Raw genomic sequence first — 26,794 nt, 5'->3', positions numbered from 1 at the left:
CGACGTGATAGCTCAACTCCGTTCCGGCCTGGCCTCGTGGCGCGGTCTTGCCGCCCGCCGCCCGGCCATGCCCGCCGCCGCCGTTCGCACCCTGTTGCCGCTGCTGGTGCTGGCCATCGGCCTGACGCTGGCGGTGACGTTCTGGCTGTGGCGCGACGATGCCCGCTACAAGCCGGTGTTCGGCGCCCAGGAAAAGGTGGTCGCCGCCGACATGATGGCGGTGCTCGACGCCGAGAAGATTCCCTACCGCCTTCACCCGCAGACCGGCCAGGTGCTGGTACCGGACGCCGACCTGGGGCGCGTGCGCATGGCGCTCGCCGCCAAGGGCGTGGTGGCGCAGTTGCCGGCCGGGCTGGAGCTGTTGGACAAGAACGACCCGCTCGGCGTCAGCCAGTTCGTGCAGGACGTGCGTTTCCGTCGCGGCCTGGAGGGTGAGCTGACGCAGAGCATCCTGGCGCTGGAGCCGGTGCAGGCGGCGCGCGTGCACCTGTCGCTGCCGCGCTCCTCGTCCTTCGTCACCGCCGGCGAGGACAAGGGCTCGGCCTCGGTGGTGGTGACGCTGAAGCCGGGGCGGCAGCTCTCCAACGAGCAGATCGCCGCCGTGGTCAACCTGGTGGCGGGCAGCGTGTCGACGCTGAACCCGGCCAAGGTGACGCTGGTGGACCAGGCCGGCAACCTGCTGTCGTCGCGCATCGAGTTGGCCGAAGGCGGCCAGCCCGCCGCCGAGAGCGACGCCGCCAAGCGCTACCGCGAGGAGGCGCTGGAGAATGTGCGCGCGCTGCTGACCCCGGTGGTCGGCGCCGACAACTTCAAGGTCAGCATCACCGCCGAGGTGGACAACGACCGCGTCGAGGAGACGCGCGAGAAGTACGGCGAGGCGCCCAAGATCACCAACGAGGCGTCGCGCGAGGAAAAATCCAACGACAAGCTGGCGCTGGGCATTCCCGGTTCGCTCAGCAACCGTCCGATCAATACCGATTCCTCGGCGCCGGCGCAGGAGAGCGTCGGCGGCAACAGCAAGAACGCCGTGACGCGCCAGTACGCCTACGACCGCAGCATCATGCAGATCAAGCATGCGCGCGGCCGGCTCTCTCGGCTGTCGGTGGCGGTGGTGCTGAACCAGGCCGCCGCGCCGGCCAAGGGCGGCTGGCAGGCGGAGCAGCTCGCCAACGTCGACAAGGTGCTGCGCAACGGCCTGGGCATCAAGGCCGAGCGCGGCGACGCGCTGGCGGTGACGGCGATGAACTTCCCCGGCCAGGTGGCGCTGGAGCCATGGTGGCAGCAGCGCGACACCCTGCTCGACGGCGCCAGCTGGCTGGCCTACGGCGTGGTGCTGCTGCTGGGCTACCTGCTGATCGCGCGCCCGCTGTTGAAGATTCTGCGCCAGTGGGCGAGCCGGCCGCAGACCGCCGGGGCGCTGGTGCCGCTGGCGGCCCAGGGGCAGCCGGAGCCGCTGCTGCTGGAGCCGGACGAGCAGCCGGCCGGCGCGGCGCCGCAGGGCCGCCCGCTGGCGTTGCCGGAGGGGCAGCCCACCGGCGCGAGCCCGGTGATGCCGCTCTTGGAAAACTACGATTTGCCGCCGGCGGGTTCGTCGGTGGACGTGCTGGTCGACCATCTCAAGGGTCTGGCCGCCAAGGAACCGGAGCGTGTGGCCGAGGTGGTGAAACAGTGGGTGCAGAAAGATGGAAGAAACCAGTAAGCCCGGCGCGAGCGCCGCTTCGGCCAACCTGCCGGCCGATCCCGCCGCGATGACCCCGGTGCAGCAGGCCGCCATCCTGCTGCTGTGCATGGGCGAGGAGCCGGCCGCCGGCGTGCTGCGCTGCCTGTCGCGCGAGGAACTGCTGGCGGTCACCCAGGAGATGTCGGGCCTGAGCGGCATCAAGGTGGACTCGGTCAAGGGCGCGATCCAGAAATTCTTCGACGAATACCGCGAGCAGAGCGGGGTGCACGGCGCCAGCCGCTCCTTCCTCAAGCGCTCGCTCGACCTGGCGCTGGGCAGCGACATCGCCAACAGCGTGCTCGACAACATCTACGGCGACGCCATCCGTCCCAAGATGGCGCGCCTGCAGTGGGTCTCGCCGCAGTGGCTGGCCGACCGCATCGGCAGCGAGCACGTGCGCATGCAGGCGGTGTTCCTCGCCTTCCTGCCGCCGGCGCTGGCGGGCCAGGTGGTGGAGGTGCTGCCGGAAGAAAACCGCGACCGCGTGCTGGTCAACATCGCCCGCCTCAAGGACGTCGACCGCGACCTCCTGCTCGAGCTGGAAGAGCTGGTCAACCGCTGCCTGGAAAGCCTGCACACGCAGAGCACCGCGGTGGAGGGCATGCAGCAGACCGCCGACATCATCAACCGCCTGCCGGGCGACCGCGCGCGCATGATCGAGCTGTTGCGCGCGCACGACCCGGACATCGTCGGCGAGATCGAGGCGCGCATGTACGACTTCTTCGTGCTGTCGCGCCAGACCGAGACGGTGCTGATGCGCATCGCCGAGGAGGTGGCGCTGGAGCAGTGGGCGATCGCGCTCAAGGGCGCCGAACCGGCGGTGCGCGAGGCCATCGTGCAGACCATGCCGCGCCGCCAGGCGCAGAGCTTCGAGGACATGATGCGCCGCTCCGGCCCGGTGCCGAAAAGCCGTGTCGAAGAGGTGCGGCGCGAGATCATGGCGCAGGTCAAGGCGCTGGCCGACGCCGGCGAGATCGACCTGCAGCTGTTCCCCGAGGAAGTGGTCGAGTGAAGCACTGGCGCCCGTTCCGTTTCCCGCCGTTGCTCCAGGCCCCCTCCGCCGCGCCCGGCCCGCACGGTGACGATGCCGCGCAGCTGCAGGCCTCGGTCGCCGACGGTTTCCGCCAGGGCATGGACGCCGGCTACCGCGAGGGCGTCGCCGCCGGCGAGCAGGCCGGGCGCGACGCCGGCCTGGCCCAGGGGTTGGCCGAAGGCCGCGCGCAGGGTTTCGAGGCGGCGCGGCGCGAGGTGCTGGCGCAGCTGGACGGCCTGGCCGCCCCGCTCGCCGCGGCGGCCGAGGCGATGCGCCGCACCTGCGAGGACTACCAGGGCGCGCTGCGCGAGGACGTGGTCGAGCTGGTGGCCAAGGTGGCGCGCCAGGTGATCCGCTGCGAGCTGACGTTGAAGCCGGCGCAGATCCTCGATCTGGTCGAGGAGACGCTGGCCGCCTTGCCGCCGGTGAGCGGCGAGGTCGAGGTGCTGCTCAACGCCGAGGAATGCGCGCGCATCCGCGAACTGGCGCCGGAGCGTGCCGCGCGCTGGCGCCTGGTGCCGGACGCCAAGCTGGCCGCCGGCGAGTGCCGCGTGCGCACCGCCGAGAGCGAGGCCGACGCCGGCTGCCAGCAGCGCCTGGAGGTCTGCCTCGACAAGGTGCGCGAGCAGCTGGGCGCGGCTGCGCCGCTGACCGCGCCCAGTGGCACGGCCGCGACCGGCGCCGTGGCGGAGGTCTGAGCATGCTGCGCGCCGCGCTGGAAAAGCTGGAACTCGACGACGTGCCGGTGGCGACCGTCACCGGCCGCCTGGTCGGCGCCTCCGGCCTGCTCTTGGAGAGCGTCGGCTGTCCGCTCGAGACCGGCCAGCGCTGCCTGATCGAAACCGCCGCCGGCGAGTGGCTGCAGGCGCAGGTGGTCGGCTTCAAGCGCGAGGTGTCCTACCTGATGCCGTTCAAGAAGCCGGTCGGCCTGACCACCGGCGCGCGCGTGCAGCCGGCGCCGGACGCCGCCGGGTTGTTCATCGGCCCGTCCTGGCTCGGGCGCATCGTCAACGGACTGGGCGAGCCGCTCGACGGGCTGGGCCGCCTCGGCGGCGAGCACCCGCTGGCGGCGCATCCGCCGCGCGTCAATCCCCTGAAAAAGCGCCCGGTCGACACCCCGCTCGACGTCGGCGTGCGTGCCATCAACGGCCTGTTGACGCTTGGGCGCGGCCAGCGCGTCGGCCTGTTCGCCGGCAGCGGCGTCGGCAAGAGCGTGCTGCTCGGCATGATCACCCGCCACACCGAGGCCGACGTGGTGGTGGTCGGGCTGATCGGCGAACGCGGGCGCGAGGTGCGCGAGTTCGTCGAGCACGCGCTCGGCGCCGAGGGCCTGGCCAAGGCGGTGCTGGTGGTGGCGCCGGCCGACGAGTCGCCGCTGATGCGGCTCAAGGCCACCGAGCTCACCCACACCATCGCCGCGCATTTCCGCGACCAGGGGCGCCACGTGCTGCTCTTGGTCGATTCGCTCACGCGCTACGCCATGGCGCAGCGCGAGGTGGCGCTGGCGCTGGGCGAACCGCCCGCCACGCGCGGCTACCCGCCGTCGGTGTTCGGGCTGTTGCCGACGTTGGCCGAAAGCGCCGGCAACGGCGAGGGCGAGGGCAGCATGAGCGCGATCTACACCGTGCTGGCCGAAGGCGACGACCAGCAGGACCCGGTGGTCGACACCGCGCGCGCCATCCTCGACGGCCACATCGTGCTGTCGCGCGGGCTGGCCGAGCGCGGCCACTACCCCGCCATCGACATTGCCGCCTCGGTCAGCCGCTGCATGGGGCTGGTGGCCGGGGCGAGCCAGCGCGAGGCGGCGCGCACCCTGCGCGGGCTGTGGGCGCGCTACCAGGAGGTGCGCGCGCTGATCCCGCTGGGCGGCTACGTGCCCGGCGCCGACGCCGAGACCGACCGCGCGGTGCAGCGGATGCCGCTCATCGAACGTTTCCTGCGCCAGGACGCCGCCGTCGCGGCGCCGTACGGCGCCACCCTGCAGCAACTCGAGGAACTGTCCGCATCATGAAACAGCAAGAAGCCCTGCACCGCCTGCAGCTGATGGTGCGGCTGCGTGATAACGACGTGGAACGCCTGGAAACCGAGCTCGTCGCCAAGCGCCGCCTGCAGGAACGCTACCGCCGCAACATCGAGCGCATGGGCGAGCTGTGCGGCCAGAGCGGCGCCAGCGCGGCCACCGCCTCGCCGGCGCTGGCGCTCAACTGCGCCGGCTACAAGGGGGCGCTGCTGCAGCTGATGGCCTCGCAGCAACAGGATCTGAACCTGGCCGAGGCCGATGCCGCGGTGAGCCAGCGCGCGCTGGCGGCGGCCACGCTGCGGCGCGAGGCGCTGGCGCAGGTGCGCGACGACACCGCCGCACGGCTCGCCAGCGAGCGTGCCCGGCGCGAGCAGAAGCACAGCGACGACTTCGCCGGCCAGGCGTGGTGGCGCGGCCGCACCACGGTGTGATTATTCACGCCGCCTGAAGGAAACCGCCGTTCCGGTCGCCTTGAACAGATATTGAGACCGGATAAGGAGCACACCATGGCCGACATCAACCCGACGCAGATGGCCACGCAGCTGGCCAACCTGTACGTGCAGCAGGCGCAGCAGCGCCTGTCGATGCAGAACAGCAGCGCCAAGGCGCGCAGCGACGGCCTGAGCAAGCTGCAGAGCGCGCTGCAGGACTTCCGCTCGGCGCTGACCACGCTGTCGGCCAAGAAGAGCATGGTGGCGATGAGCGCCAGCTTCAGCCAGAGCAACGCCGGCACCGTCAGCGCCAGCGGCACGGCCCAGGCCGGCAGCTACTCGCTGTTCGTCGAGCAGCTGGCGAGCGCGCAGCAGCTGGCGTACGACGGGGTGTCCGGCGCCAGCGGCGGCACCCTCACCGTCAGCCTCGGCGGCAACCCCTTCAGCGTCGATCTCGCCAGCGCCGACCGCGACGGCGACCACAATCTCACCACCAGCGAAATCGCCCTGGCCATCAACCAGGCTGCGGGCAACGCCGGCAAGGTCAACGCCATGGTGCTGACCGCCAACGGCATCTCGCGCCTGGTGCTGACCTCGGGCAAGACCGGTGCCGCCAACACCATCGGCGTCGACGCCAGCCAGGCCAGCGATGCCGCCCTGCAGACCGCGTTCGCGACCTCGTCGCAACTGAGCCCCGCGCAGGACGCCAAGGTCTGGCTGGGCGGGCAGGGTAGCGGGGTGCTGATGCAGCAGGCCTCCAACACCTTCACCGCCATCGGCGGCGTCACCATGACCTTCGGCGCCATGAGCGCCGGCCAGAGCCTGACGCTGGACGTGGCGCGCAGCGACGGCGACACCGGCGGCAACGTGCAGAACTTCGTCGACGCCTACAACACGCTGCTCAAGTCGCTGGGCGGCCTGACCGCTGCCGGGGGCGCCGACAAGGACCAGAAGGCCGGGCCGTTCGCCACCGACGCCGGGGTGCGCTCGCTGCGCGACCATCTCAACACCCTGATCCGCCAGAGCTTCGGTGGCGTGCGCCTGGCCGACATGGGCATCACCGCCGCGCGCGACGGCACGCTGTCGCTCGACCGCAGCAAGCTCGACAAGCTCCTGGCCAACCAGCCCACCGCGCTCGACGGCTTCTTCAACGGCAGCAACGCCGACGGCCTGCTCGCCCAGGCCGGCAGCTACCTCGACAAGTGGCTCAACGCCAGCAGCGGCCTGATCACGCAGCGCAAGGACAGCGCGCAGCGCATGCAGAACGACCTCGACGCGCAGCAGACGCGCATCGATAACCAGTACGACCAGGCCTACAAGCGCTACCTGGCGCAGTTCACCCAGCTGCAGACCATGCAGGCGCAGATGAGCCAGACCCTGGATTCGCTCAACAGCTACTTCAGCCAGTAACCCGTAACCGACGACAGGAAGCCACCTTGGATTACGAAGCCTACCGCAGTTACCACTCGGTCAACCTGGAAGCGCAGACCGCCACCGCCTCGCCGGTGCAGCTGGTGCTGGTGCTGTTCGACGGCCTGCTGGAAGAGCTGGCGCGCGCCCGCGGCCACCTGGAGGGCCAGCGTTTCGAGCAGAAGGGCGACAGCATCACCAAGTGCATCAACATCCTCAACGGCCTCTCCAGCGCGCTGGATTTCGAGTCGGGCGGCGAGGTGGTGACCGACCTGGCGCGGCTCTACGACTACTGCGCCTTCCGCCTCTACCATGCCAGCGTGGAGCTCGACGTGGCGGCGCTGGACGAGGTCGTCGGCCTGTTGGGCACGCTCAAGGGCGGCTGGATGGGAGTGCGCGATCAGCATGAAGCCACCTGAACTCGACCACCTGGAAAGCGCCCTGCGCGTGGCCCTGGCGGCGCAGGACTGGGAGCGGCTGACGGCGCTGGACGCTCGGCTGTCGGCGTGGCTGGCCGGCGCGCCGGCGGCCATCGAGCCCGTCCACCTCGCGCGCCTCTGCACGCTCTACCGCGAAATCCTGGCGGCCGGCAGCACGGCCGGTGCCGAACTGGAACAGCGCCTCGCGCTGCTGAGCCGGGAACGCGAAGGCCAGCTCGCCTACGCCCAGGCCCGGCAATGGGAGGGCGCATGACGACCTTGCCCACCCTGTCCACCGTACCGCTGGCGGAAACCCGTTCCGCCGAACCCGTCGCCGTCGCGGCGGTAGCGCCCGCCGCGACCCCCGCAGCGTCCCCCGACTCCGCCGCGCCGGCCGACTTCGCCGCAGCGCTGCTGGCCGCGGTGCTGCCGGTGCCCGGCCCGGCAGCGCCGGCACCGGCACCGGGCACCGCGTCCCCCCCGACGACTACCGATGCCGGTCCGGACGACGAGCGCCATCACAGCGAGCAGGAGCCGGCCGCTACGGCGTTGCCGGCCGTGCCGGTCACGCCCTTGTCGCTGCTGCCGCCGCCGCTCCCGCTCCCGCTTACCCCGCCGCTGCCTTCGGCCAACCTTTCCACGTTCCAGGGCCTGGCCGGCGTGGCGGCGGGCAGCGTGCCGGCCTCGGCGCGCGACAGCCTGGCCTCCGCCGCTACCACCGCCCCCGTGCTGTTGCCCGACGCCACCTCGCCGGCCGCCGCCGGGCTCCCACTGCGCCTGGCCACGCAGGATGGCAGCGCCGCACCGCTGGCCGGCAGCCCGGCGCCGAATCCGCTGCCAGGCTGGTTCGTCCACGCCCAGGGCGTCGAGCCGCGCGCGGCCTTGCCGGAATGGGCGCCGCTCTCGCTGCCCGCCGGCCAGCCGGCGCGCTGGGGCGAGTCGCTGCGCGCCGCGCTGGGCGAGCGCCTGGCGGTGCAGAGCACGCACGGCATGGACCGTGCGCTGATCCGCCTCGACCCGCCGTCGTTCGGCTCGCTGGAAATCGCCATCCGCCACGAGGCCGGCGCCCTGACGGTGCAGCTGGTGGCCTCGCACGGCGAGGTGGTGCGCCAGCTGCAGGCGATCGGCGACGCGCTACGCCAGGACCTGTCGGCACGGCAGTACACCCAGGTGGCGGTGGAAGTGCGCGAAGGCGCGCCCGGCGGCCACCAGGGACAGGGGCAGGGCCGCTCCGGGCGCGACGGCGCGCCGGACGGCCGCAGCCCGGGACGCGCGCTGGCCGAGGTCGGCGGCGATGGTTTTGCACCGTTCGCGCTGGCGCAGGGCTGAGGCAGAGAAAGGACAGATCGGATGAACACGAAAACGATAATGGGCGCGGTGCTGGGGATGGTGCTGGCCGTGGCGCTCGGTGCCGGCGGCGTCTACTGGTGGCTGGGGCAGGGCAAGGCGGCCGCTCCGCTGGCCTCCGCCGAGAAGGCCGAACCGAGCCGCTACGTCAGCCTGGACAAGGTGATCGTCATGCTGCGCAGCGAGGCGGGCGACCCCGAACTGCACTACATGGCGCTCGACCTGGTGTTCCGCACCGGCGAGACGCACGAAAAGGAGCTCAAGGAGCAACTGCCCTTCCTCAAGACCGTGGCGGTGCGCGCGCTGTCGCCGCTCGCGCTGGCGCGCGCCTCCGGCATGACCATCGACGACTACCAGAAGCTGCTGGGCAAGGCCTACCGCGCCAGCTACGGTGCCGAACACGGCGCCCAGCCGTTCTCCGAAGTCATGGTCGGCAAGCTGATCATCGAGTAAGCCCATCATGTACGCCGACTACGCCACTCCCGACGCGCCTGCCGAACTCGAGGCGCGCTGCCTGCGCGATTTCGCCCCGCTGGTGAAGCGCGTGGCGCGCCAGCTCAATTCGCAAGCCAACGGCGTGATCGAGCGCGAGGACATGGAGCAGATCGGCCTGATGGCGCTGCTTGAGGCGCTGCGCCGCTACGGCGAACCGGACCAGCGCTTCGCCGGCTACGCCGTGCTGCGCGTGCGCGGCGCCATCCTCGACGAGCTGCGCCGCCTCGACTGGCGGCCGCGCGCGCTGCGCCAGGACGCGCACCGCCTGCGCGATGGCTTGCGCGAGCTGACGCGCCGTCTCGGGCGCGAGCCCAGCGAGGCGGAAGCGGTGGCGCAGCTGGGGCTCAGCGCCGAGGACTACCGTGCGCTGCTGGTGGCTGAAAACGCCGAGGCCATGGCCAGCTTCGACGAACTGGTCGCGGCCGGCATCGAGCCCATCGACGACAACACCCCCGAGGCCAGCGTGCTGCAGCGGCGCACCCTGGCGGCGGCGCTCTCCGCGCTGGACGAGCGCGAACAGCGCGTGATCCAGCTCTACTACGAATTCGAACTCAGCCTCAAGGAGATCGCCGCCGTGCTCGACCTGACCGAAGCGCGGGTGTGCCAGATCAACAAGAGCGCTCTCAAGAAAATGAAGGTCCGGCTCGACGCCGCCTGAACTCCCTGGAAAGGCAACTATGCAGCAACTACTCGGCATCGGCATCGTTCTCGGATGCGTCTTCGGCGGCTTCATGCTGGGCGGGGGGGCGATCCACGTCATCTGGCAACCGGTGGAACTGCTCATCATCTGCGGCGCCGCGATCGGCGCCATCGTGCTGGGCAACCCCAAGCACGTGCTGCTGGAAATGGGCGGCCAGATCAAGCGTGTGGTGCTGCGCAAGAAGCACGGCGCCGAATTCCAGCGCCAGCTCCTGCTGTTGATGTACGAACTCCTGATCACCGCGAGCCAGGGCCTGAAGGCGCTCGACGAGCACGTCGAGGCGCCGCGCCAGAGCCCGTTGTTCAACCGATACCCGCTGGTGCTGCAGCAGCCCAAGCTGCTGGCCTTCATCGTCGACAATTTCCGCCTGATGGCGATGGGCAAGATCAGCGCGCACGAGCTGGAAGGCGTGCTCGACCAGGAAATCGACGCCATCCACGAGGAGCTCAACCAGCCCTCCAAGTCGCTGCACAAGATCGGCGAGGCGATGCCGGGCTTCGGCATCCTGGCCGCGGTGCTGGGCATCGTGATGACCATGAACAGCGTCGGCAACGGCGCCACCACCGGCGAGATCGCGGAGAAGGTCGGCGCCGCCATGGTGGGCACCTTCATCGGCATCTTCTTCTGCTACGGCGTGCTCGACCCGCTCAGCAACGTGATGCACCAGCAGGTCAAGGAGGAGCTCTCCAACTTCGAATCGGTCAAGGTGGTGATCACCACGCACGCCTCCGGCAAGCCGCCGCTGCTGGCGATCGACGCCGGGCGCCGCCTGGTCCAGCTCAATACCAAGCCGAGCTTTTCGCAGCTGGAAAGCTGGATCAACGCGCTGCAAGGCGTGTGAGGTAGCGCACCGTGAGCCTGGACAAGAAGAAGGAAGGCACCGCCGCCGTCATCAAGAAAGTGTCGCGGCGCCAGGACGATGGCGGCCACAGCGGGGCATGGAAGGTGGCGTTCGCCGACTTCGTGCTGGCGCTGATGTGCCTGTTCCTAGTGATGTGGCTGCTCGCCTCGCGCGAGCAGGAGACCATGGCGCAGCTGTTGCGCAACGGCGGCGGCAGCCCGCTGGCGGAGGGCACCCAGTCGCGCATCGAGCACCAGGGTACGCCGCACGGCAGCCTGATCCCGCGCGAACTGGTGCCCGGTCAGCAGGCCACCGAGTCGCGCCCCAATTCGCAGGTCAAGAGCAGCGCCCAGCCCTCGGCGCTCGACGACGGCAACGGCGCCAAGCTGCGCCGCCGCTACGACAGCGCCGCCGACCTGCAGAAGCTGGCCAAGATGATGTCGGACCTGTCGGTCGAGGCCGGGCTGGCCGGCAACATCCAGACCGTGATCACCCCCTACGGCCTGCGCGTGATGCTGCACGATACCGACAAGCAGGGCATGTTCGAGCGCGGCAGCGCGGTGATCAACGAGCGTTTCAAGCACCTGCTGCAGAAGATGGGGCAGATGTTCGCCCATATCGACAACCAGCTGTTGCTGGTGGGGCATACCGACTCGCTGCAGTACAAGGGGCAGAATTACGCCGCCTTCTCCAACTGGAGCCTGTCCAGCAACCGTGCCATGGCGGCGCGCATGCAACTGCTGCTGGGGGGAATGGCCAGCAACGGCATCCTGCAAGTGGTCGGCATGGCCGACCGTGCCCCGCTCGATGCGCGCCATCCGGACGCCGCGCTCAACCGCCGCATCGAACTCCTGGTGCTGACCACCGGCCAGGCGCAGACCGTGGCGGCGATGTTCGGCATGCCCGGCGAGGGCGGCCAGCCCGCCGCCGGCGCCGAGAAACCCTCCGCGGCCGAACTGGCCGCGCTCAAGCAGCAACTGCGTCCTTAAGCCCCGCCTTACCTCTTCCTCTACAAAAGCCCGGACAAAAATCCGGGCTTTTGATCGTCTGAATCAAGAAAAGTTCACTAATTGCTTTGCAAAACTTTACAATAAGGCCGTTATTAATAACAATGGCACCGTTAATCGATTTGGCATGGCAGGACAAACAAAAAAATGCCAATAACCGTCCGCTCCACAACGTTCATGCCATGCCGCGCCACGCGGTGGTGTTTGTTTAAATAGCTCGTGCACATATAAAAAAATGACAAAGCAAGATACCAAACAGCTCCTGCTCGCGACCGATTTTTTCGGCAGCCTCAACGACTTCGCTCTCGACGAATTGATCGACCTCGCCGTTCCACTGAACCTGCGCAAGGGCGACCCGCTGTTTCTGGAAGGGGGAAACAGCGCCGCGATCTATCTGCTGACCGAAGGACGCATCGAGTCCTTCGTCTCCGACGGCCAGGGCAAGAAGTTCGTGTTCATGTTCAACGAACCGGGCGAACTCATGGGCGAGGTCTCCTACCTGGACGGCGGACCGTGCGCCTGGAGCGCCGTGGCCGAGCGCGACTGCCGGCTCTTGATGTTCCGGCGCACCGATCTGGTCAGCGTGTTCGGCGTAGCCGACGGTCTGCCCTGCGAGACCATCCGCAGCAAGATCCTGCTGCGACTGGCGGGCATGGTGCGGCGCATTTCGACCTCGGCCAAGAACCTGGCGCTGCTCGACGTCTACGGCCGCATCCGCATCCTGTTCAACGAGCTGATGGTCGAGGAGGACGGCGTGCTGCAGCTCGACAAGCCGCTGACCCAGCAGGAAATCGCCGACCAGATCGGCTCCTCGCGCGAGATGGTGGCGCGCATCCTCAAGGAGCTGGTCTACGGCCACTACATCCGCATGGAAAACCGCCGCATCGTGTTGCTCAAGATGCTGCCGGAGAACTTTTAAGTTTTTCTGGCAGGCGGTCGTCTTGTCTCTATAAGACAGACGAATTGCATTGACGAGGCTTACCATGCGCATCACTCCCCAACGCCCTGAACGTCGCGACGTCGCCCCGGCCGAGCGCCCGGCCACCTCCCCGACCGCGCCTGCCGTCCGCCCTGCGGCGGCGGCCGAGGCCAGTGGGGCGGCGCTGCTGGAGCCGGCGCAGGCCGCCCTGCGCGAGCAACCCGAGATCGACCTCGAGCGCGTCGCCGCGGTCAAGGCGGCGCTGGCGCGTGGCGAGGCCCCGTTCGACCCGGAACGGCTGGCGGCGCTGATCGACCGTTATCACGGCGGACGCGGATGAGCCGCGAGGCCCGTTTCCGCCAGCTGCTGGGCGACATGCGCCTCGACCTGGCCGATTACCAGCAACTGGAACAGCTGCTGGAGCGGCAGTTCAAGGGGGCGCTGGACCATGACGCGGCGACGCTGGCCGAGACCGGCGAGCGGATCGTGACGCTGGTCGGCCGGCTCGACGGTCGCCGTCGCGCCCGGCGCGAACTGGCGGCCGAGCTGCTGGGGCGGCCGCGGCGGCTGTCGGTCGAGGAGGTGCTGGCACAGCTGCCCGCCGCCCCGCGTCAGGCCTGCGAAGCGTTGTGGGCGACGCTGCGCGGGCGGGTGGCGCAGTGCAAGACGCTGAACGAGCGCAACGGTCGGCTGCTGATGGCGCAGCACGACAACCTGGAGCGTGTGCTGTTCGGCGAGAAGGATATCTATGTTCCGCTCTGATCCAACCCTTGGTTCACTCCCTTTCGACGCCGCCTGGCGCGCCGTGGCGCTGCCGTTGCCGGCGGCGGGCGAGGGCGGCGGCTTCTCCGCGCTCTATCGCCAGACCCGGCAGGAGGTGGTCGATTCGATCGAGAAGGGGTTCGGCGCGAGCGAGATGACGCTGTCGCCGGAAGGCGCCTGGGCGCGCCAGCGCGGTGCCGAGGCGGTGGCGGCCACGGTGGGGGGCGACGACGCCAGCACGCCGGGCGCGGCACAGCAGGCGTTTCTGAGCCAGGTCGAGCCGTACGCGCGCGAGGCCGCGGCGCGGTTGGGGGTGGCGCCCGATCTGATCGCCGCGCACGCCGCGCTGGAGTCCGGCTGGGGCAAGCGCCCGCTGACACAGGCCGACGGCACCAACAGCCACAACCTGTTCGGTATCAAGGCCGGCGCCGGCTGGCAGGGCGAGGTGGTGACGGCGCTCACCACCGAGCACGAGGCGGGCGTCGACGTGAAGCGCAGCGAGCGCTTCCGCGCCTATCCGGATTGGCGCGGCGCCTTCGCCGACTACACCCAGCTTTTGGCCAGCAACCCGCGCTTCCGTGGCGTGCAGGGCGTGGGCAACGACGCTGCGGCATTCGCCCAGGCCTTGGCCAAGGGCGGCTACGCCACCGACCCGGACTACGCCGGCAAGCTGGCGCGGGTGGTAGCGTCGATCCGGGCGGGCAGCTGAGAACCCATTTACGATCTTGCTGTGCACCCCTGATCGGGGCTCATGTGCTGCTCGAAATCCTCATGTACTGCAGTACATTCCGGTTTCTGTGCTGCTCTTCACCCCGCTGAGGGGTGCTCGCGACAGATCGTAAGCGGGTTCTGAGTCGGGGCGCCATGCAAAAGCCCCGTCCGGGACGGGGCTTGTGTGCGTCTGAGGCAGGGCCCTCACTCCGGCGCCACCCGCCCGGCCTCGGTCACCCGGGCACGCACGATCTTGCCGCTGCCGACGTTGCGCACGCGGATGACGTCGTTGCGGCGTCCGCTTTCCAGCGATTCGCCCGGCGCCGTCACCACGATCCCCTCCTTGCTCGCCACGATTTCCACCGCTTCGCCACGCCGCACCAGCACGGCGGCCTCCAGCAGCTTCCTGCGCAGCGGCTGGCCGCGTCGCAGCGCGCTGCGGCTGCTCAGGCCGACCGCCTCGGCCGGGCTGTGCAAACCCTCTTCCAGCTCGTACACCGGGCGCTGCGCCCATTCCACGTCGTCGGCGCCGAGCACCTTGCCGGCGTCGAGGTCGCGTGTCGCCACCAGCTGACGCGCGTCGAGTTCGGCACGCACGGTGTAGACGGTGCTCCAGCCCTGCGGCTCCGGGCAGCGCACGGCAAAACGCAGGCGCGACAGCGACGCCGTGTCGAACGCCTCGACCTCCAGCGGCTGGCGGCAGGCCGGCAGCGCCGCCGCCTCGCGCGGCGGGATCGGCGTCAGGCGCGGCCGTGCCTGCTCCAGCCCGACCCGGGCCGCGGCGTCGTCGAGCCAGCGCCGGGCGTGGGTCAGCACCGCGCGGTCGAGTTCGCGCGCGGCCGGGCTGGCGTCCGCGGCGGCCGGCAGCGACAGGGTCAGCAGGGTCAGCAACAGGGGGGTAGGGCGGAGGGCTGTGAATATTGCCATTTGCTCGGGCTTGGTAATTATTACATGTACGTCGGGATGGCCAGTTATTAGTATCGCCTTTCAAGTAAGGCGGCTATTAGCATAGCTCTGTTTTTCAATGGTATTGAACCGAATCGGGCGTGGCAATGGGCATACATTTCGACAAGGCGCTGGATATCCACCCGGAGGCGCTCAAGCTGCGGGCGGAACGCACCAAGGTCCTGGCATCCAACATCGCCAACGAAACCACGCCGGGCTACCAGGCGCGCGATGTCGATTTCCGTTCGGCGCTGGCCGCCGCCGCCGATGAAGCCGATTTTCCGCTCGACGATTCGTCCGGCGGTCTGCTCTACCGCGTCCCCAACCACCCGTCGCGCGACGGCAATACCGTCGAGCTCGGCGTCGAGCAAGCCGAGTTCTCGCAGAACGTCTCCGAATTTCAGACCAGCCTGACCTTCCTCAACATGCAGTACAAGGGCCTGGCCAAAGTCATCGCAGGGTAATCCACCATGGCATTCAGGGATATTTCCCGCATCGCCGGTTCGGCCATGACGGCCCAGACCGTGCGTCTCAACACCGTCGCCAGCAACCTCGCCAACGCCGAATCGGCCTCCGGCTCGGAGGGCGCGGCGTTTCGCGCGCGCAAGCCGGTGTTCGCCACCGTGTACCGGGGCGCCGACAGCGACGGCGCCTGGCAGGGCGCCAGCGTACAGGTACTCGACGTGGTGAAGAGCGACAGCCCGCTGCGCAAGGTGCACGAGCCGTCCAACCCGCTGGCCGACGCCGACGGCAACGTGTTCTACCCCAACGTCAATCCAGTCGAGGAGATGACCGACATGATGTCCGCCTCGCGCGCCTTCCAGACCAACGTGGAAGTGCTGGCGCGGGTGAAAACTATGCAGCAGGACCTGCTCAAACTGGGAGAAGGCTGATGACCGTCAGCAATTCGCTGTTGAACGACAGCACCGCATCGAGCCAGGGCGCGACCCCGGTCGCCAGCAACGGCCAGTCGCAGAGCAGTGGCTCGGACATGTTCATGACGCTGCTGATGGCGCAGATCAAGAACCAGAACCCGCTCGACCCGGCCGACCCGTCGCAGTTCGTCAACCAGCTGGTGCAGATGAACCAGATGCAGACCTCGCTCGGCATGCTGTCGCAACTGAAAGACAACGCCGTGCTGCTGCGCGAGCTGCAGGGGCTGGGCCTGGGCAACCAGGTCGGCAACAGCGTGCTGGTGCAGAGCAACACCGTGCAGCTCGACGGCACGCCACTCTCCGGCCGCCTCACCCTGTCCGGCGCGGAAAACCAGGTCACGCTGCAGCTCACCGGCGCCGACGGCAAGCTGCACCCGATCGACCTGGGTGCCCAGCCGGCAGGCGAGGTCGCGTTCAGCGTCAACCCGGCCGACTACGGCCTTGCCGCCGGCAGCTACGCGCTGTCGGCGACCACCGCCTCGCGCGCCACGCCGATGTTGGAGCTGGCCGCCGTGGTCCAGGGCGTGCGCCTGCCGGTGCAGGGCGGCGAGCCCATGCTCACCCTTTCCGGGCTGGGGGATGTCCCGGCCTCTTCGGTTTCCCGCCTGCTGGGGAACACCTCGTCCAGCGTCTCGTAAGCGGAGTCTTCCATGAGTCTTGAAATCGCCCTGTCCGGCATCAACGCGGTCAACTCCCAGCTCGGCAGCATCAGCAACAACATCGCCAACTCCGGCACCTACGGCTTCAAGTCGAGCCGCGCCAACTTCTCCGCCACCTACGCCGGCACCCAGGCCACCGGGGTCGAGGTCGCCTCCAACACGCAGAGCATCGGCCGCAGCGGCGGCACCGTCACCACCGGGCGCGCGCTGGACGCCGCGATCCAGGGCCGCGGCTTCTTCGTCACCCGCGACAACGCCGGCAGCGTCGCCTACACCCGCGTCGGCATCTTCAACACCGACAAGGACGGCGTGCTGGTCGACAGCTTCGGCCGCCATGTCCAGGGCTACGCCGCCGTCAGCGGCGCCAGTGGCGGCGCACGCGGCGCGCTGGGCGACATCACGGTGCCCACCGGGCAGATCGCGGCCAAGGCCAGCGACACCCTGCAATACGTCGGCAACCTGTCGTCCGGCTGGACCACGCCGGCGACGGCCTTCGACCCGGCCGACCCGACCACCTTCAACGGCTCCAGCGTTTCCACCGTGTACGACTCGCTGGGCGAGAAGCACACCCTGACCCAGTACTTCGTCAAGAACGGCACCAACGACGTGACGGTGCATTTCGGCCTCGACGGCAGCCTGCTCGCCGACACCGCCGACCTGGCCTTCGACAGCAACGGCGCGCTGACCTCGTCGGCGCTGGCCAGCGGCGCCGCCACGCTCGCGCTGGGAACCCCGACGGGCGCCGCGGCCTTGGCCGTCAAGCTCGACTACACCGGCACCACCCAGTTCGCCGGCGATACCACCACCACCGTCAACAGCGGCAACGGCTACGCCTCCGGCGCGCTCACCGGGGTCAGCCTGCAGGACAACGGCGACATCCTCGCCACCTACAGCAACGGCCAGAAGCAGGCGGTCGGCACCATCGCGCTGGCCAACTTCCCCAACGAGGATGGCCTGATCCCGGTGTCCGCCACCAGCTGGGTGGACTCGCCGGCCTCCGGCACCGCGCTGCTCTCGGCGCCCGGCAGCGGTCTCGCCGGCACGCTCAGCGCCGGCTCGCTGGAGCAATCCAACGTCGACATGACCGCCGAACTGGTCAACCTGATGAGCGCGCAGCGCAACTACCAGGCCAACACCAAGGTGATCTCGACCGAGGGCCAGGTGATCCAGGCGCTGATGCAGGCGGTGTAAGACATGGACGCGCTGATCTACACCATCATGAGCGGGGCCGACCGCACCCTCAAGGCGCAGCAGGTGCACGCCAACAACCTGGCCAACGCCCAGACCAACGGTTTCCGCGCCGATATCGAGGTGGCCAGCAGCCAGGCGGTACGCGGCTACGGTTACGACGCCCGCCACATGACGCGCGCCGAACCGAACGCCGTCGACCATCGCGCCGGCACCGTGGTGGAGACCGGGCGCGACCTCGACGTGGCGCTGCAGGGCGACGGCTTTCTCGCCGTCGCCGTCGGCAGCGGTGAAGCCTACACCCGCGCCGGCAACTTCAGCGTCGATGCCAACGGCGCGCTCACCGTCAACGGCCGGCCGGTGCTGGGCGACGGCGGCCCGATCGTGCTGCCGCCCTACGTGCGCGTCGCGGTGGCGGGCGACGGCACGATTTCGATCCAGCCGCCGGGTGAGAGCGCGCTGCAGGTGGTGGACCGGCTGAAGCTGGTCAAGCCGGCGCCGGAAGAGCTTTCCAAGGACGAAAACGGCCTGATCGTCAGCCGCCTCGGCAACACGCTGCCGGCGGACGAGACGGTGCGGGTGCAGGGCGAGCACCTGGAGCAGAGCAACGTGTCGGCGGTGGAGGAGATGATCGCCACCATGTCGCTCAATCGCGGTTTCGAGATGCAGATGAAGATGTTCAACGCGGCCAACGACATGGTCGAGGCCGGTAACCGCCTGGTGCGCGGTTAGGCAACCGAGGGGTAGGGCATGAATCCGGCATTGTGGATCAGTAAAACCGGCATCCAGGCGCAAGACGCGCGCCTGGGCGCCATCGCCAACAACCTGGCCAACGTCAACACGGTCGGCTTCAAGCGCGACCGCATGGTGTTCGAGGACCTGTTCTACCAGGTCGAACGCCAGCCCGGCGCCCGCGTCGACGCCAACAACGCCTCGCCGTCCGGGGTGCAGCTGGGCAACGGCACGCGCCTCCTGGGCACGCAGAAGGTGTTCACCAGCGGCAGCATCACCACCACCGGCCAGGCGCTGGACGTGGCCATCGTCGGCCAGGGTTTCCTGCAGGTGCAGATGTCCAACGGCGAAACCGGCTATACCCGCGCCGGCCAGCTGCAGGTCAACGCCGACGGCCAGCTGGTGAACGCGCAGGGCCTGCCCATCGTGCCCGCCATCACCGTGCCGGCCACGGCGACCTCGGTCAGCATCGGCGAAACCGGCACGGTGTCGATCACCCAGTCCGGCTCCACCGCGCAGACCGAGATCGGCCAGCTGACGCTGGCCAACTTCGTCAACCCCACCGGCTTGCTGGCGCTGGGCGACAACCTGTTCCAGGAAACCACCGCCAGCGGCACGCCCACCGTCGGCAATCCCGGCAGCGACGCGCTGGGCAAGCTCAAGCAGGGCGCGCTGGAGGGCTCCAACGTGCAGGTGGTGGAAGAGATGGTGGACATGATCGCGGCGCAGCGCACCTACGAGATGAACACCAAGGTGCTGTCCGCCGCCGACAACATGATGCAGTACCTGGCGCAGTCGGTGCGATGAAGCGGACGGCGCTCGTACTGGCCACGCTGCTGCTGGCCGGCTGCACCCAGACCCTGCCGCCGCCGCGCGCCGAGTTCGAGCCGCCGCTGCCGCCGAAGTCGGCGGCGCGCGGCATCGGCGGCGGCGTGTACACCGCCGGCGGCGCCTGGTCGCTGGTCACCGACAGCCGCGCCTACCGCGTCGGCGACGCCCTGACCGTGGTGCTGGAAGAAACCACCCAGGCCAGCAAGAAGGCCGGCACCCTGCTCGACAAGAAGTCGGGCGCCAGCATCCAGCCCACCATCCTCGGCAGCAAGACCATCAACACCAAGGTCGGCATCGACGCCGACCGCACCTTCGACGGCTCGTCCTCGTCCACCCAGCAGAATGCCTTGTCCGGCGCGCTCAGCGTGATCGTGCACCAGGTGCTGCCCAACGGCCTGCTGCTGGTGAAGGGCGAGAAGCAGCTCACCCTCAACCAGGGCGAGGAGTACCTGCAGCTGGCGGGCTACGTCCGCGTCGACGACATCGACACCGACAACCGCGTGTCGTCGCAGCGCATCGCCAACGCGCGCATCGCCTACTCCGGCCGGGGCGTCCTGAGCGACGCCAACGCCCCGGGCTGGCTGACGCGCTTCTTCACCAGCCCATGGATGCCGTTCTGAGAGACCTCATGCCCTACCGTTACCTTTCCCGCCTGATGCTGGTGCTGGTGGCCGGCCTGTTGCCGCTCAACGCCGGTGCCCAGCTGCTGCGCAACCTGGTCAGCGTCGAAGGCATCCGCGAAAACCAGCTGATCGGCTACGGCATCGTGGTCGGCCTGGACGGCACCGGCGACAACTCGCAGGTGAAGTTCTCCGGCCAGTCGGTGAGTAACCTGCTCAAGCAGTTCGGCATCAAGCAGCCCGAGGGCAGCAGCACCAAGGTCAAGAACGTGGCGGCGGTGATGGTCAGCGCCAGCCTGCCGCCCGGTTACCGGCACGGCCAGACCATCGACGTCACGGTGTCGTCGCTGGGCGACGCCAAGAGCCTGCGCGGCGGCACGCTGCTGCTGACGCCCTTGCGCGCCGCCGACGGCGAGGTGTACGCGCTGGCGCAGGGCAACCTGGTGATCGGCGGTCTGTCGGCGCAGGGCAAGAGTGGCTCCAGCGTCACGGTGAACACCCCGACCTCGGGGCGCATCCCCAACGGCGCCTCGATCGAGCGCGAAATCCCGTCCGACTTCGAGAGCGGGCCGTCGGTGCGCCTGAGCCTCAAGCGCCCCAATTTCGAGACCGCCACCAACATCGTCAACACCATCAACCAGCACTACGGTCGCATCGCCAGCACGCGCGACGCCACCTCGGTCGAGGTGCTGGCGCCGCCGGACCCGACCGCGCGCGTGGCCTTCGTCGCTCGGCTGGAGAAGCTCAACATCGGGGTGGGCGAGGAGACGCCGCGCGTGATATTCAATTCGCGCACCGGCACCGTGGTGATCAGCCAGGGGGTGACGGTACGCCCCGCCGCGGTGTCGCACGGCAACCTGCGCGTGGTGATCGCCGAGAGCTCGCAGGTGAGCCAGCCCAATCCGTTCGGGCGCGGCAACACCGTGGTCACGCCGCAATCGGACGTCAGCGTGCAGCAGGACCAGGGCCGCATGTTCAAGTGGCCGGCGGGCGCCAAGCTGCAAACCATCATCGACACCATCAACAGCACCGGCGCCACGCCGGACGACATCATGGCCATCCTGCAGGCGCTGGATCAGGCCGGTGCGCTGGATGGCGAGCTGGTGGTGATCTGAGGAGGAGCGAGCATGCTGAGCACCGACGTGAAGAAGGCCGGCAGCGGCGCCGAGGGTTCTTCGGCCAACCTCGAGACCCCGGTGCAGCCGCCCTCGGCCGAGTACCGCAAGAAGGTCGGCAAGGCCGCCGAAGAATTCGAGGCGCTGTTCGTCCGCGAAATGCTGGGGCAGATGCGCAAGACCACGCGCGCCATGGCCGGCGAGGACAGCATCTTCGCCCAGTCCATCAACAGCGACCTGCTCGACTTCGCCGACACCGCGGTGGCCGGCCAGATCGCCCGGCAACGCGTGTTCGGCATCGCCAACGTCATCCTGGCGCAGCTACTGCCCGGCGCAACGGTCAATGGCAATAATGCACTTAAGGAAAACGCCGCCGGGGTCGCCTCTGTTTCCCAGAAGGCGCCCGAGACGGGCGCCGGCCTGGCCGCCTTCGCCACGCCGTTTTTTCCACTGAACCACAGATAGCCAGCCCGCCATGCGCATGATCCAGAACGCGCTGTCCGGCGCGATCGCCGCCCAGGCCGCGCTCAACACGGTCAGCCAGAACCTTTCCAACGAGATGACCCCCGGCTATTCGCGCCAGGGCGTGCTGCTGTCGACCCTGGTGCCGGGCGCGGGCGACCGCCTCGGTGCCGGCATGGGCGTCGACGTCACCGCCATCCGCCGCTTCAGCGACAGCTACAAGAACCTGCAGATGTGGCAGGCGGCGGCGGGGCAGGGCGAGCTGGCGGCGGCGCAGCCGTACTTCGCCCAGCTGGAGCAGGTCATGGGCAGCGACGGCACCAGCCTGTCGGGCGGCCTCGACAAGTTCTACGGCGCGCTCAACGCCGCCAGCGTCGAGCCCAGCTCGGTGCCCTTGCGCCAGCAGGTGATCAGCGAGGCCGACGCGCTGGCGCGCCGCTTCAACAATCTCAACGGTGTGTTCGCCACGCAGCAGGCCTCGCTCAACGAGCAGCGCAGCGCCACGCTGGCGCAGATCAATACCATCACCCAGTCGATCGCCGCACTCAACGGCAAGGTGGCGGAGGCCGACGCCGTCGGCACCAACGCCTCCGGCCTGCTCGACGAGCGCGACCGCCAGATCGACGCGCTGGCCGCGCTGGTCGACGTGCGCGTCAGCCAGCAGCCGGACGGCAGCCTCAGCGTCACGCTGCGCGGCGGGCAGCCGCTGGTGATCGGCAACACCGCCGCCACGCTCGCCGCGCAGGGCAACGTCAACGGCACGCAGACCATGACGCTGCAGTTCGCCAAGGAGCGCTTCACGCTGCCCAACGACAACCTGGGCGGCCAGCTGGGCGGGCTCAACCAGTACCAGAGCGCAGTGCTGCAGCCGATGGCCGACGCGGTGCGCACCCTGGCCGGCGAACTGGCGACGCGCACCAACGCCCAGCTTGCCAGCGGTTTCGACCTCAACGGTCAGGCCGGCGCGGCGCTGTTCGTCTTCGATGCGGCCAGCACCAGCGGCATGCTCCAAGTCAGCGCCATCCAGGCCGACCAGCTGGGCTTCTCCAGCGATCCCGCCAAGCCCGCCAACAGCGACAACCTGCTGGCGCTGATCGCCATCAAGGACCAGACCGTCGCCATGACCGGGCTCGGCAACGTCACCATCAGCGACGCCTACGCCCAGCTCACCGGCCACCTCGCCATCGACAGCCAGCAGAACAAGGCCGGGCTGGAGACCGCCTCGGTGGTACGCGGCGAGGCCGAGAAGAATTGGAAGTCGACCAGCGGCGTCAACAGCGATGAAGAAGCGATCAACCTGGTCGAGTTCCAGAAGATGTACCAGGCCAACATGAAAGTGATCGCCGTCGCCAACCAGCTGTTCGACAGCACCCTGGCGATTTTCTGAGGAAGCCACCATGCGCGTAGCCAGTAACCAGTTCCAGGCCTCGATGAGCGCCGCCATGCAGTCGGCCAACAGCCGGCTCGCCGACCTGCAGCAGCAGATGTCCTCCGGCGACCGCCTGCTGGTGCCGTCGGACGACCCGGTCGCCAGCGTGCGGCTGTTGCGCCTGCAGCGCGAAGAGGCGGCGTTGACCCAGTACCGCGACAACATCGCCGCGTTGCGCTCGCGGCTGTCGATGAACGAGTCCTACCTCGACGGCATGAGCAAGGACATGATGCAGGCGCGCGACCTGCTGGTGTGGGCGGCCGACGGCGGCAATACCGCGGACGACCTGCGCGCCATGTCGAGTTCGCTCGCCAACCTGCGCGACAGCCTGTTCTACGCCGCCAACACCAAGGACCAGGAAGGCCGCTACCTGTTCTCCGGCACCGCCAGCGCCACCCAGACCATCGCCGTCGACAACACGCAGCCCGCCGGCAGCCGCTACAGCTTCAGCGGCAACACCGACCGCCAGCAGGTGGTGATCGGGCACGGCGTCACCCAGCCCGCCAACGTCACGCTGGAAGACATGGCCGCCTTCCTCAACCAGCTCGACCAGACCATCGACACCCTGCAAAGCCCGACGCTCGACCCGGGCAACCCGAGCGTGGGCCAGACCGTGCGCCAGACCCTCGACGGCACCGATACCGCGCTCAAGGCCATCGGCGTCAAGATCGCCCAGCTGGGCGGGGCGCAGAATACCCTGCAGATGATGGACGACAACCACAGCAACGTCAGTCTGGCCAACCAGCAGAGCATCGCCAATCTCGGCAACCTCGACTACGCCGAGGCGTCGATCAACATGAACAGCTACCTGCTGGCGGTGCAGGCCAGTCAGAAAGCCTACGGCAAGATCAGCGCGCTCAGCCTGTTCGACGTGATCTGAGGCCGCTTTCACCATGAATTCCCTGATTTCCTCGCTGGACTCCGCCAGCAGCCGCACGCGTCGCAACAGCCCCGGCGGCGTGCAGCCGGCGCCGGCGGCCACCGATCTGCGCAGCACGCCGCAAGCTCCGGCCGAATCAGCCGTGGCCGGCACCACGGCCGCCAGCGGCTGGCGCTACAGCAGCCAGCTCAACGAGCAGCTCACCGCCGCGCAACGTGCCCTGGGCTTCGTCGACGGCCTGGCGGGCCAGCTGGAGCAGCTCAAGACCGACCTCAGCCAGCAGCTCGCCCAGCGCCGCATCGACCGGGAAGGGCTGGAGGCCCGCATCGGCCGCTTCGCCACCACCCTGGCGCAGCGCCATGCCCAAAGCGGCGGCAGCGTCGACGCCAAGCTGCGCTTTCATCTGGCGGCCGACGCCCGGCAAGACTTCACCGTACGTGGCATGGACCTCGACAGCCTGCGCAGCGGGCCCGCGGAAACGCTGGCGCTGTTCAGCGGCGAGCGAGGCACCGCCGCGATGTCGTTCAACGTCGGCGGCGACGTCAGCGAAGATGAGATCATGCGCCGTCTCAACCGCGCCCTGGCACCGTCAGGCATCCGCGCGGCCATCAACGACGACGGCCAGCTCGGTTTCTCGGTGGACGAGGCGGCCTGGCCGGCCATCCGCGACCGCCTCGCGGTACGCGGCGGCGGCGTCCGCTTCCCCTCCGGCCAGCCGCAGCGCGTCAAGACCGAGGCCGAACCGGAGCGGCTGGCAACCGGCGAGTGGCAGGTGAACGACCATGCCCACGTGCGCCAGACCCTGCAACGTGTGGTAAGCGCCCTGTCGCAGCTGCGCCAGGCACACAGTGCCATCACCAGCGCCATCGACCAGGCGCGTGACGCCATCGACCAACTGTCGCGCATGGGCGAGCAGAGCTGGGCGCAGGAGTTCGTGGCCGATTTCAACGCGCGCCTGAACCAGGCCGGCGACTACCGCTCCTTCCTCGGCGTCATCCCGGCCCTGCTGGGCGTGAGCCGCTATCGCGTCGTCTCGCTGCTGGCGCTGTAACTAGCTGTTCACGATCTTTTTGGGGCGGCGGCCGCGCTTGGCCACACGGGGGGGGGGGGCCGACTTGGCCTTGGAATGCCAAGGCCGGTGTCGTCCGCCTCCTATCGGGTTGTTTGCCGGGACCGCGCCGCTCGTAAAAAGATCGTGAACAGGCTCTACGCGGAGCGCCGCCGCCGGCAAGGCTTGCAGGGTGGCACAGTGCGTACCGGGATGATCCGCCCCCCAACCTGGGGCCGTTCGGAAGAAGCCAGACGGTGCCTGTCGCTGCCGTCCGGGTGGTTTGAGATAAAAATAATGCGAGATCGCTTGACGGATAGGTTTTCGGTCAATATAATTGTTTTCTCTTTAGATGTTCCCTGATAGCTCAGTTGGTAGAGCGACGGACTGTTAATCCGCAGGTCGCAGGTTCGAGCCCTGCTCGGGGAGCCAAAGTTTCATGAAAGCCAGCACATCGTGCTGGCTTTTTGCATTTCCGGCAGGTGTCTGCCTGCCCAACCCCTCCGCGCCCGCCGGCGAGGCGACACCATCCCCATCGCCAGCGGGTTCTTTCCGAGCGAACGACACGACCGCCTCACCGGCAACCCCACTGTCCGGGGCAAACGGCTGGGCGTGCCGCTGGTGCGTCGTCGGTCGTGGGGCATGTCGGAGGCGCCTTGAAGGCCTGGCTCGGCGGGCCACGGCGCCGCCGTGGTTGTGATGGCGGAGCGCCTGTACAACAATGCTTTATGACACTCCTCTCGCCACACTCGTCCATGACCAAGATTCTCGCCATCTGTGCCGGTGCTTCGAGCGGCGCCTTGTTGCGCTGGATGCTGGGCCTGCGCCTGAACGCGCTGTTGCCGTCGCTGCCGCTCGGCACGTTGTGCGCCAACCTGCTGGGAGGCTACCTGATCGGCTTCATCATCGCCGTCTTGGCACAGCATGCGACCCTGCCGCCAGAATGGCGTCTGTTGCTGGTGACGGGCTTCCTGGGCGGCCTGACCACCTTTTCGACGTTCTCGGCCGAGGTGGTGGAGTTGTTGCAGCAGGGGCGTTTGGGCTGGGCAGCGGCGGCCATCCTGGCGCACGTGATGGGCTCGCTGCTGATGACCCTGTTGGGCCTCTACAGCTATGCGTGGCTGCGCTCGCTAGTCTGACACTGGCTCGCCGTGATCGGCGCTGAGCAGAGCGTCCAGCAGCAGCCGCGCCTGTGCCGGCAGGCTGTCGATATCTTTCACACACAACTGCAGTTCGCGTATCGCCCACGGGTCGGTCAATTCCACCACGTGCAGCGCATGACTCTGGGCCAGACTCCGCGCCGAGCGGGCCGGCAGGATGGCCAGTCCGGCGTTGCGTCCCACCAAAGTGGCCACGGCGGCGAAGCTGGAAACGCGCAGCCGCAGGCGTAGCGCCTTGCCCTTGCGCCGTGCCATGCTTTCCACGAAGCCTTGCATGGCGCTGGTTTCGGTCAGGCCGACGAAGGCATGATCGAGCAAGGTGGCGAACGCGACCGAAGCCGTGCCGTGGAGCGGGTGCGCGGGGCCGCAAATCACCACCAGGCGGTCGCGGGCAAACGGCAGCAAGGGCAGCCGTTCCACCCCCAGGCTGCCGTCCAGGATGCCGATATCGGCCTCGCCGTCTTCGATCGCCGTGACGATGTCGCGGCTCGGGCGCTCGGCCAGCACAACATCCAGCTCGGGCTGCGCCGCCAGAAAGCGGCCCAGCAGGTCCGGCAGGAATTCGTTGCTGGCGACGCTGTTGGCCATCAGCCGGATTTCCCGCCGCACGCCCTGGCTGAGCCGCCCCATGTCGCCATTCAGCTGCTCTGAGCCCAGCAAGAGACGCCGGGCATGATGCAGCAGCACGTCGCCGGCGTGGGTGAGGGCGATGCCGCGCGAGTGGCGTTCCACCAGCTGCACCCCGTACAGGTCTTCCAGCTTTTTCAGGCGCTGGCTGGCGGCGGAGAGGGCCATCGGGAAGCGTTCGGCGGCCTCGGTCAGGCTGCCGCTCTCGGCCAGGGCGGTGAACAGTTTCAGGTCGATGAAGTCGAGTCGCATGGTGCGGGGTTTCTACAGAGGGGAGGGGGCGGATAGACCGGCGCGCCGCGGCTGCAGCAGGCGGACCCGTTCAGTGAAAGCGAACCCCCGCCGTTG

Annotated in this window: 32 protein-coding genes and 1 tRNA gene; 31 read left to right on the top strand and 2 right to left on the bottom strand. The window is 68.8% G+C overall.

Features of this window, described 5'->3' with window-relative positions; all coding sequences use genetic code 11:
• The first annotated feature begins 4 nt into the window (after positions 1–4).
• From fliF to AC3WG5_RS01940, 17 genes are all read left to right on the top strand, one after another.
• Positions 5–1,699 (top strand): flagellar basal-body MS-ring/collar protein FliF, encoded by a 1,695-nt coding sequence (gene fliF / locus AC3WG5_RS02020; protein ID WP_492567596.1) that lies wholly within the window; start codon positions 5–7, stop codon positions 1,697–1,699.
• Positions 1,683–2,732, top strand: coding sequence for a flagellar motor switch protein FliG (locus AC3WG5_RS02015; RefSeq protein WP_014087894.1), 1,050 nt, complete (start codon positions 1,683–1,685; stop codon positions 2,730–2,732). The genes fliF and AC3WG5_RS02015 overlap by 17 nt, the downstream gene beginning before the upstream one ends.
• Positions 2,729–3,451, top strand: a complete 723-nt coding sequence (gene fliH / locus AC3WG5_RS02010) for a flagellar assembly protein FliH (protein ID WP_492567595.1) — start codon at positions 2,729–2,731, stop codon at positions 3,449–3,451. Before AC3WG5_RS02015 ends, fliH begins: the two co-directional genes overlap by 4 nt.
• 2 nt (positions 3,452–3,453) lie before the next feature.
• On the top strand, positions 3,454–4,764 hold the full coding sequence (gene fliI, locus AC3WG5_RS02005; RefSeq protein ID WP_014087892.1) for a flagellar protein export ATPase FliI: 1,311 nt from the start codon (positions 3,454–3,456) through the stop codon (positions 4,762–4,764).
• Positions 4,761–5,204 (top strand): flagellar export protein FliJ, encoded by a 444-nt coding sequence (gene fliJ, locus AC3WG5_RS02000; protein WP_014087891.1) that lies wholly within the window; start codon positions 4,761–4,763, stop codon positions 5,202–5,204. Before fliI ends, fliJ begins: the two co-directional genes overlap by 4 nt.
• 75 nt (positions 5,205–5,279) lie before the next feature.
• Positions 5,280–6,614 carry a flagellar filament capping protein FliD gene (fliD, locus tag AC3WG5_RS01995; RefSeq protein ID WP_492567594.1) on the top strand — a complete coding sequence of 445 codons (1,335 nt, stop codon included), beginning with the start codon at positions 5,280–5,282 and terminating at the stop codon, positions 6,612–6,614.
• Positions 6,615–6,640: 26 nt separating this feature from the next.
• Positions 6,641–7,033, top strand: a complete 393-nt coding sequence (fliS, locus tag AC3WG5_RS01990) for a flagellar export chaperone FliS (protein ID WP_492567593.1) — start codon at positions 6,641–6,643, stop codon at positions 7,031–7,033.
• Positions 7,020–7,307, top strand: a complete 288-nt coding sequence (locus AC3WG5_RS01985; RefSeq protein ID WP_492567592.1) for an ABC transporter substrate-binding protein — start codon at positions 7,020–7,022, stop codon at positions 7,305–7,307. Before fliS ends, AC3WG5_RS01985 begins: the two co-directional genes overlap by 14 nt.
• A complete protein-coding gene (locus AC3WG5_RS01980; protein ID WP_492567591.1) occupies positions 7,304–8,362 on the top strand; it encodes a flagellar hook-length control protein FliK in 1,059 nt (352 codons plus the stop codon). The genes AC3WG5_RS01985 and AC3WG5_RS01980 overlap by 4 nt, the downstream gene beginning before the upstream one ends.
• 21 nt (positions 8,363–8,383) lie before the next feature.
• The gene (locus AC3WG5_RS01975; RefSeq protein WP_482580751.1) at positions 8,384–8,833 is read left to right on the top strand and encodes a flagellar basal body-associated FliL family protein; all 450 of its coding nucleotides are present in this window, start codon (positions 8,384–8,386) and stop codon (positions 8,831–8,833) included.
• Positions 8,834–8,840: 7 nt separating this feature from the next.
• Entirely contained in the window at positions 8,841–9,533 is a 693-nt protein-coding gene (locus tag AC3WG5_RS01970; RefSeq protein WP_294865052.1) for a FliA/WhiG family RNA polymerase sigma factor, read from the top strand.
• A gap of 19 nt (positions 9,534–9,552) precedes the next feature.
• Positions 9,553–10,416, top strand: a complete 864-nt coding sequence (gene motA, locus AC3WG5_RS01965; protein ID WP_014087885.1) for a flagellar motor stator protein MotA — start codon at positions 9,553–9,555, stop codon at positions 10,414–10,416.
• Between the two features lie 11 nt (positions 10,417–10,427).
• A complete protein-coding gene (locus AC3WG5_RS01960) occupies positions 10,428–11,405 on the top strand; it encodes a flagellar motor protein MotB (RefSeq protein WP_492567590.1) in 978 nt (325 codons plus the stop codon).
• Positions 11,406–11,658: 253 nt separating this feature from the next.
• Positions 11,659–12,342, top strand: coding sequence for a Crp/Fnr family transcriptional regulator (locus AC3WG5_RS01955; RefSeq protein WP_294865048.1), 684 nt, complete (start codon positions 11,659–11,661; stop codon positions 12,340–12,342).
• 64 nt (positions 12,343–12,406) lie between these two features.
• A complete protein-coding gene (gene flgM / locus AC3WG5_RS01950) occupies positions 12,407–12,682 on the top strand; it encodes a flagellar biosynthesis anti-sigma factor FlgM (RefSeq protein WP_492567589.1) in 276 nt (91 codons plus the stop codon).
• Positions 12,679–13,104, top strand: a complete 426-nt coding sequence (gene flgN, locus AC3WG5_RS01945) for a flagellar export chaperone FlgN (protein ID WP_492567588.1) — start codon at positions 12,679–12,681, stop codon at positions 13,102–13,104. Before flgM ends, flgN begins: the two co-directional genes overlap by 4 nt.
• Complete coding sequence (locus tag AC3WG5_RS01940; RefSeq protein ID WP_492567587.1) at positions 13,091–13,813, top strand: glycoside hydrolase family 73 protein; 723 nt, start codon at positions 13,091–13,093, stop codon at positions 13,811–13,813. The genes flgN and AC3WG5_RS01940 overlap by 14 nt, the downstream gene beginning before the upstream one ends.
• Positions 13,814–14,019: 206 nt before the next feature.
• On the opposite strand, the gene flgA is transcribed toward AC3WG5_RS01940, so the two are convergent.
• Positions 14,020–14,742, bottom strand: coding sequence for a flagellar basal body P-ring formation chaperone FlgA (gene flgA / locus AC3WG5_RS01935; RefSeq protein WP_492567586.1), 723 nt, complete (start codon positions 14,740–14,742; stop codon positions 14,020–14,022).
• Positions 14,743–14,867: 125 nt separating this feature from the next.
• Between flgA and flgB the strand changes: the two genes are divergently transcribed.
• The 14 genes from flgB (at position 14,868) to crcB (ending at position 25,798) form a co-directional block, all read left to right on the top strand.
• A complete protein-coding gene (gene flgB / locus AC3WG5_RS01930) occupies positions 14,868–15,224 on the top strand; it encodes a flagellar basal body rod protein FlgB (protein WP_008954400.1) in 357 nt (118 codons plus the stop codon).
• Between the two features lie 6 nt (positions 15,225–15,230).
• Positions 15,231–15,653, top strand: a complete 423-nt coding sequence (gene flgC, locus AC3WG5_RS01925; RefSeq protein WP_008954401.1) for a flagellar basal body rod protein FlgC — start codon at positions 15,231–15,233, stop codon at positions 15,651–15,653.
• Positions 15,653–16,333, top strand: a complete 681-nt coding sequence (locus tag AC3WG5_RS01920) for a flagellar hook capping FlgD N-terminal domain-containing protein (RefSeq protein WP_492567585.1) — start codon at positions 15,653–15,655, stop codon at positions 16,331–16,333. Before flgC ends, AC3WG5_RS01920 begins: the two co-directional genes overlap by 1 nt.
• A gap of 12 nt (positions 16,334–16,345) precedes the next feature.
• Complete coding sequence (locus AC3WG5_RS01915; RefSeq protein ID WP_492567584.1) at positions 16,346–17,545, top strand: flagellar hook protein FlgE; 1,200 nt, start codon at positions 16,346–16,348, stop codon at positions 17,543–17,545.
• Between the two features lie 3 nt (positions 17,546–17,548).
• Complete coding sequence (locus AC3WG5_RS01910; RefSeq protein ID WP_482580760.1) at positions 17,549–18,274, top strand: flagellar basal body rod protein FlgF; 726 nt, start codon at positions 17,549–17,551, stop codon at positions 18,272–18,274.
• An 18-nt stretch (positions 18,275–18,292) separates the two neighbouring features.
• Positions 18,293–19,081: a flagellar basal-body rod protein FlgG gene (flgG, locus tag AC3WG5_RS01905; protein WP_014087876.1), complete on the top strand. Its 789-nt coding sequence runs from the start codon at positions 18,293–18,295 to the stop codon at positions 19,079–19,081.
• A complete protein-coding gene (gene flgH / locus AC3WG5_RS01900) occupies positions 19,078–19,725 on the top strand; it encodes a flagellar basal body L-ring protein FlgH (RefSeq protein ID WP_014087875.1) in 648 nt (215 codons plus the stop codon). The genes flgG and flgH overlap by 4 nt, the downstream gene beginning before the upstream one ends.
• Positions 19,726–19,733: 8 nt before the next feature.
• Positions 19,734–20,840 carry a flagellar basal body P-ring protein FlgI gene (locus AC3WG5_RS01895; protein ID WP_492567583.1) on the top strand — a complete coding sequence of 369 codons (1,107 nt, stop codon included), beginning with the start codon at positions 19,734–19,736 and terminating at the stop codon, positions 20,838–20,840.
• A 12-nt stretch (positions 20,841–20,852) separates the two neighbouring features.
• Complete coding sequence (locus AC3WG5_RS01890) at positions 20,853–21,305, top strand: flagellar biosynthesis protein FlgJ (RefSeq protein WP_492567582.1); 453 nt, start codon at positions 20,853–20,855, stop codon at positions 21,303–21,305.
• 10 nt (positions 21,306–21,315) lie between these two features.
• Positions 21,316–22,689 (top strand): flagellar hook-associated protein FlgK, encoded by a 1,374-nt coding sequence (flgK, locus tag AC3WG5_RS01885; RefSeq protein ID WP_492567581.1) that lies wholly within the window; start codon positions 21,316–21,318, stop codon positions 22,687–22,689.
• Positions 22,690–22,699: 10 nt separating this feature from the next.
• Positions 22,700–23,611, top strand: coding sequence for a flagellar hook-associated protein FlgL (flgL, locus tag AC3WG5_RS01880; protein WP_008954410.1), 912 nt, complete (start codon positions 22,700–22,702; stop codon positions 23,609–23,611).
• 13 nt (positions 23,612–23,624) lie between these two features.
• The gene (locus AC3WG5_RS01875; RefSeq protein ID WP_492567580.1) at positions 23,625–24,662 is read left to right on the top strand and encodes a hypothetical protein; all 1,038 of its coding nucleotides are present in this window, start codon (positions 23,625–23,627) and stop codon (positions 24,660–24,662) included.
• A 353-nt stretch (positions 24,663–25,015) separates the two neighbouring features.
• Positions 25,016–25,091 (top strand) — tRNA-Asn (locus AC3WG5_RS01870).
• Positions 25,092–25,414: 323 nt separating this feature from the next.
• A complete protein-coding gene (gene crcB, locus AC3WG5_RS01865; RefSeq protein WP_482580773.1) occupies positions 25,415–25,798 on the top strand; it encodes a fluoride efflux transporter CrcB in 384 nt (127 codons plus the stop codon).
• On the opposite strand, the gene AC3WG5_RS01860 is transcribed toward crcB, so the two are convergent.
• Positions 25,790–26,698, bottom strand: a complete 909-nt coding sequence (locus AC3WG5_RS01860) for a LysR substrate-binding domain-containing protein (protein ID WP_482580775.1) — start codon at positions 26,696–26,698, stop codon at positions 25,790–25,792. The genes crcB and AC3WG5_RS01860 overlap by 9 nt on opposite strands.
• Positions 26,699–26,794: the final 96 nt, after the last annotated feature.

Source organism: Pseudogulbenkiania sp. FW507-F1 (genome assembly GCF_058781125.1).
This window is presented reverse-complemented; position numbering and strand designations above follow the sequence as displayed.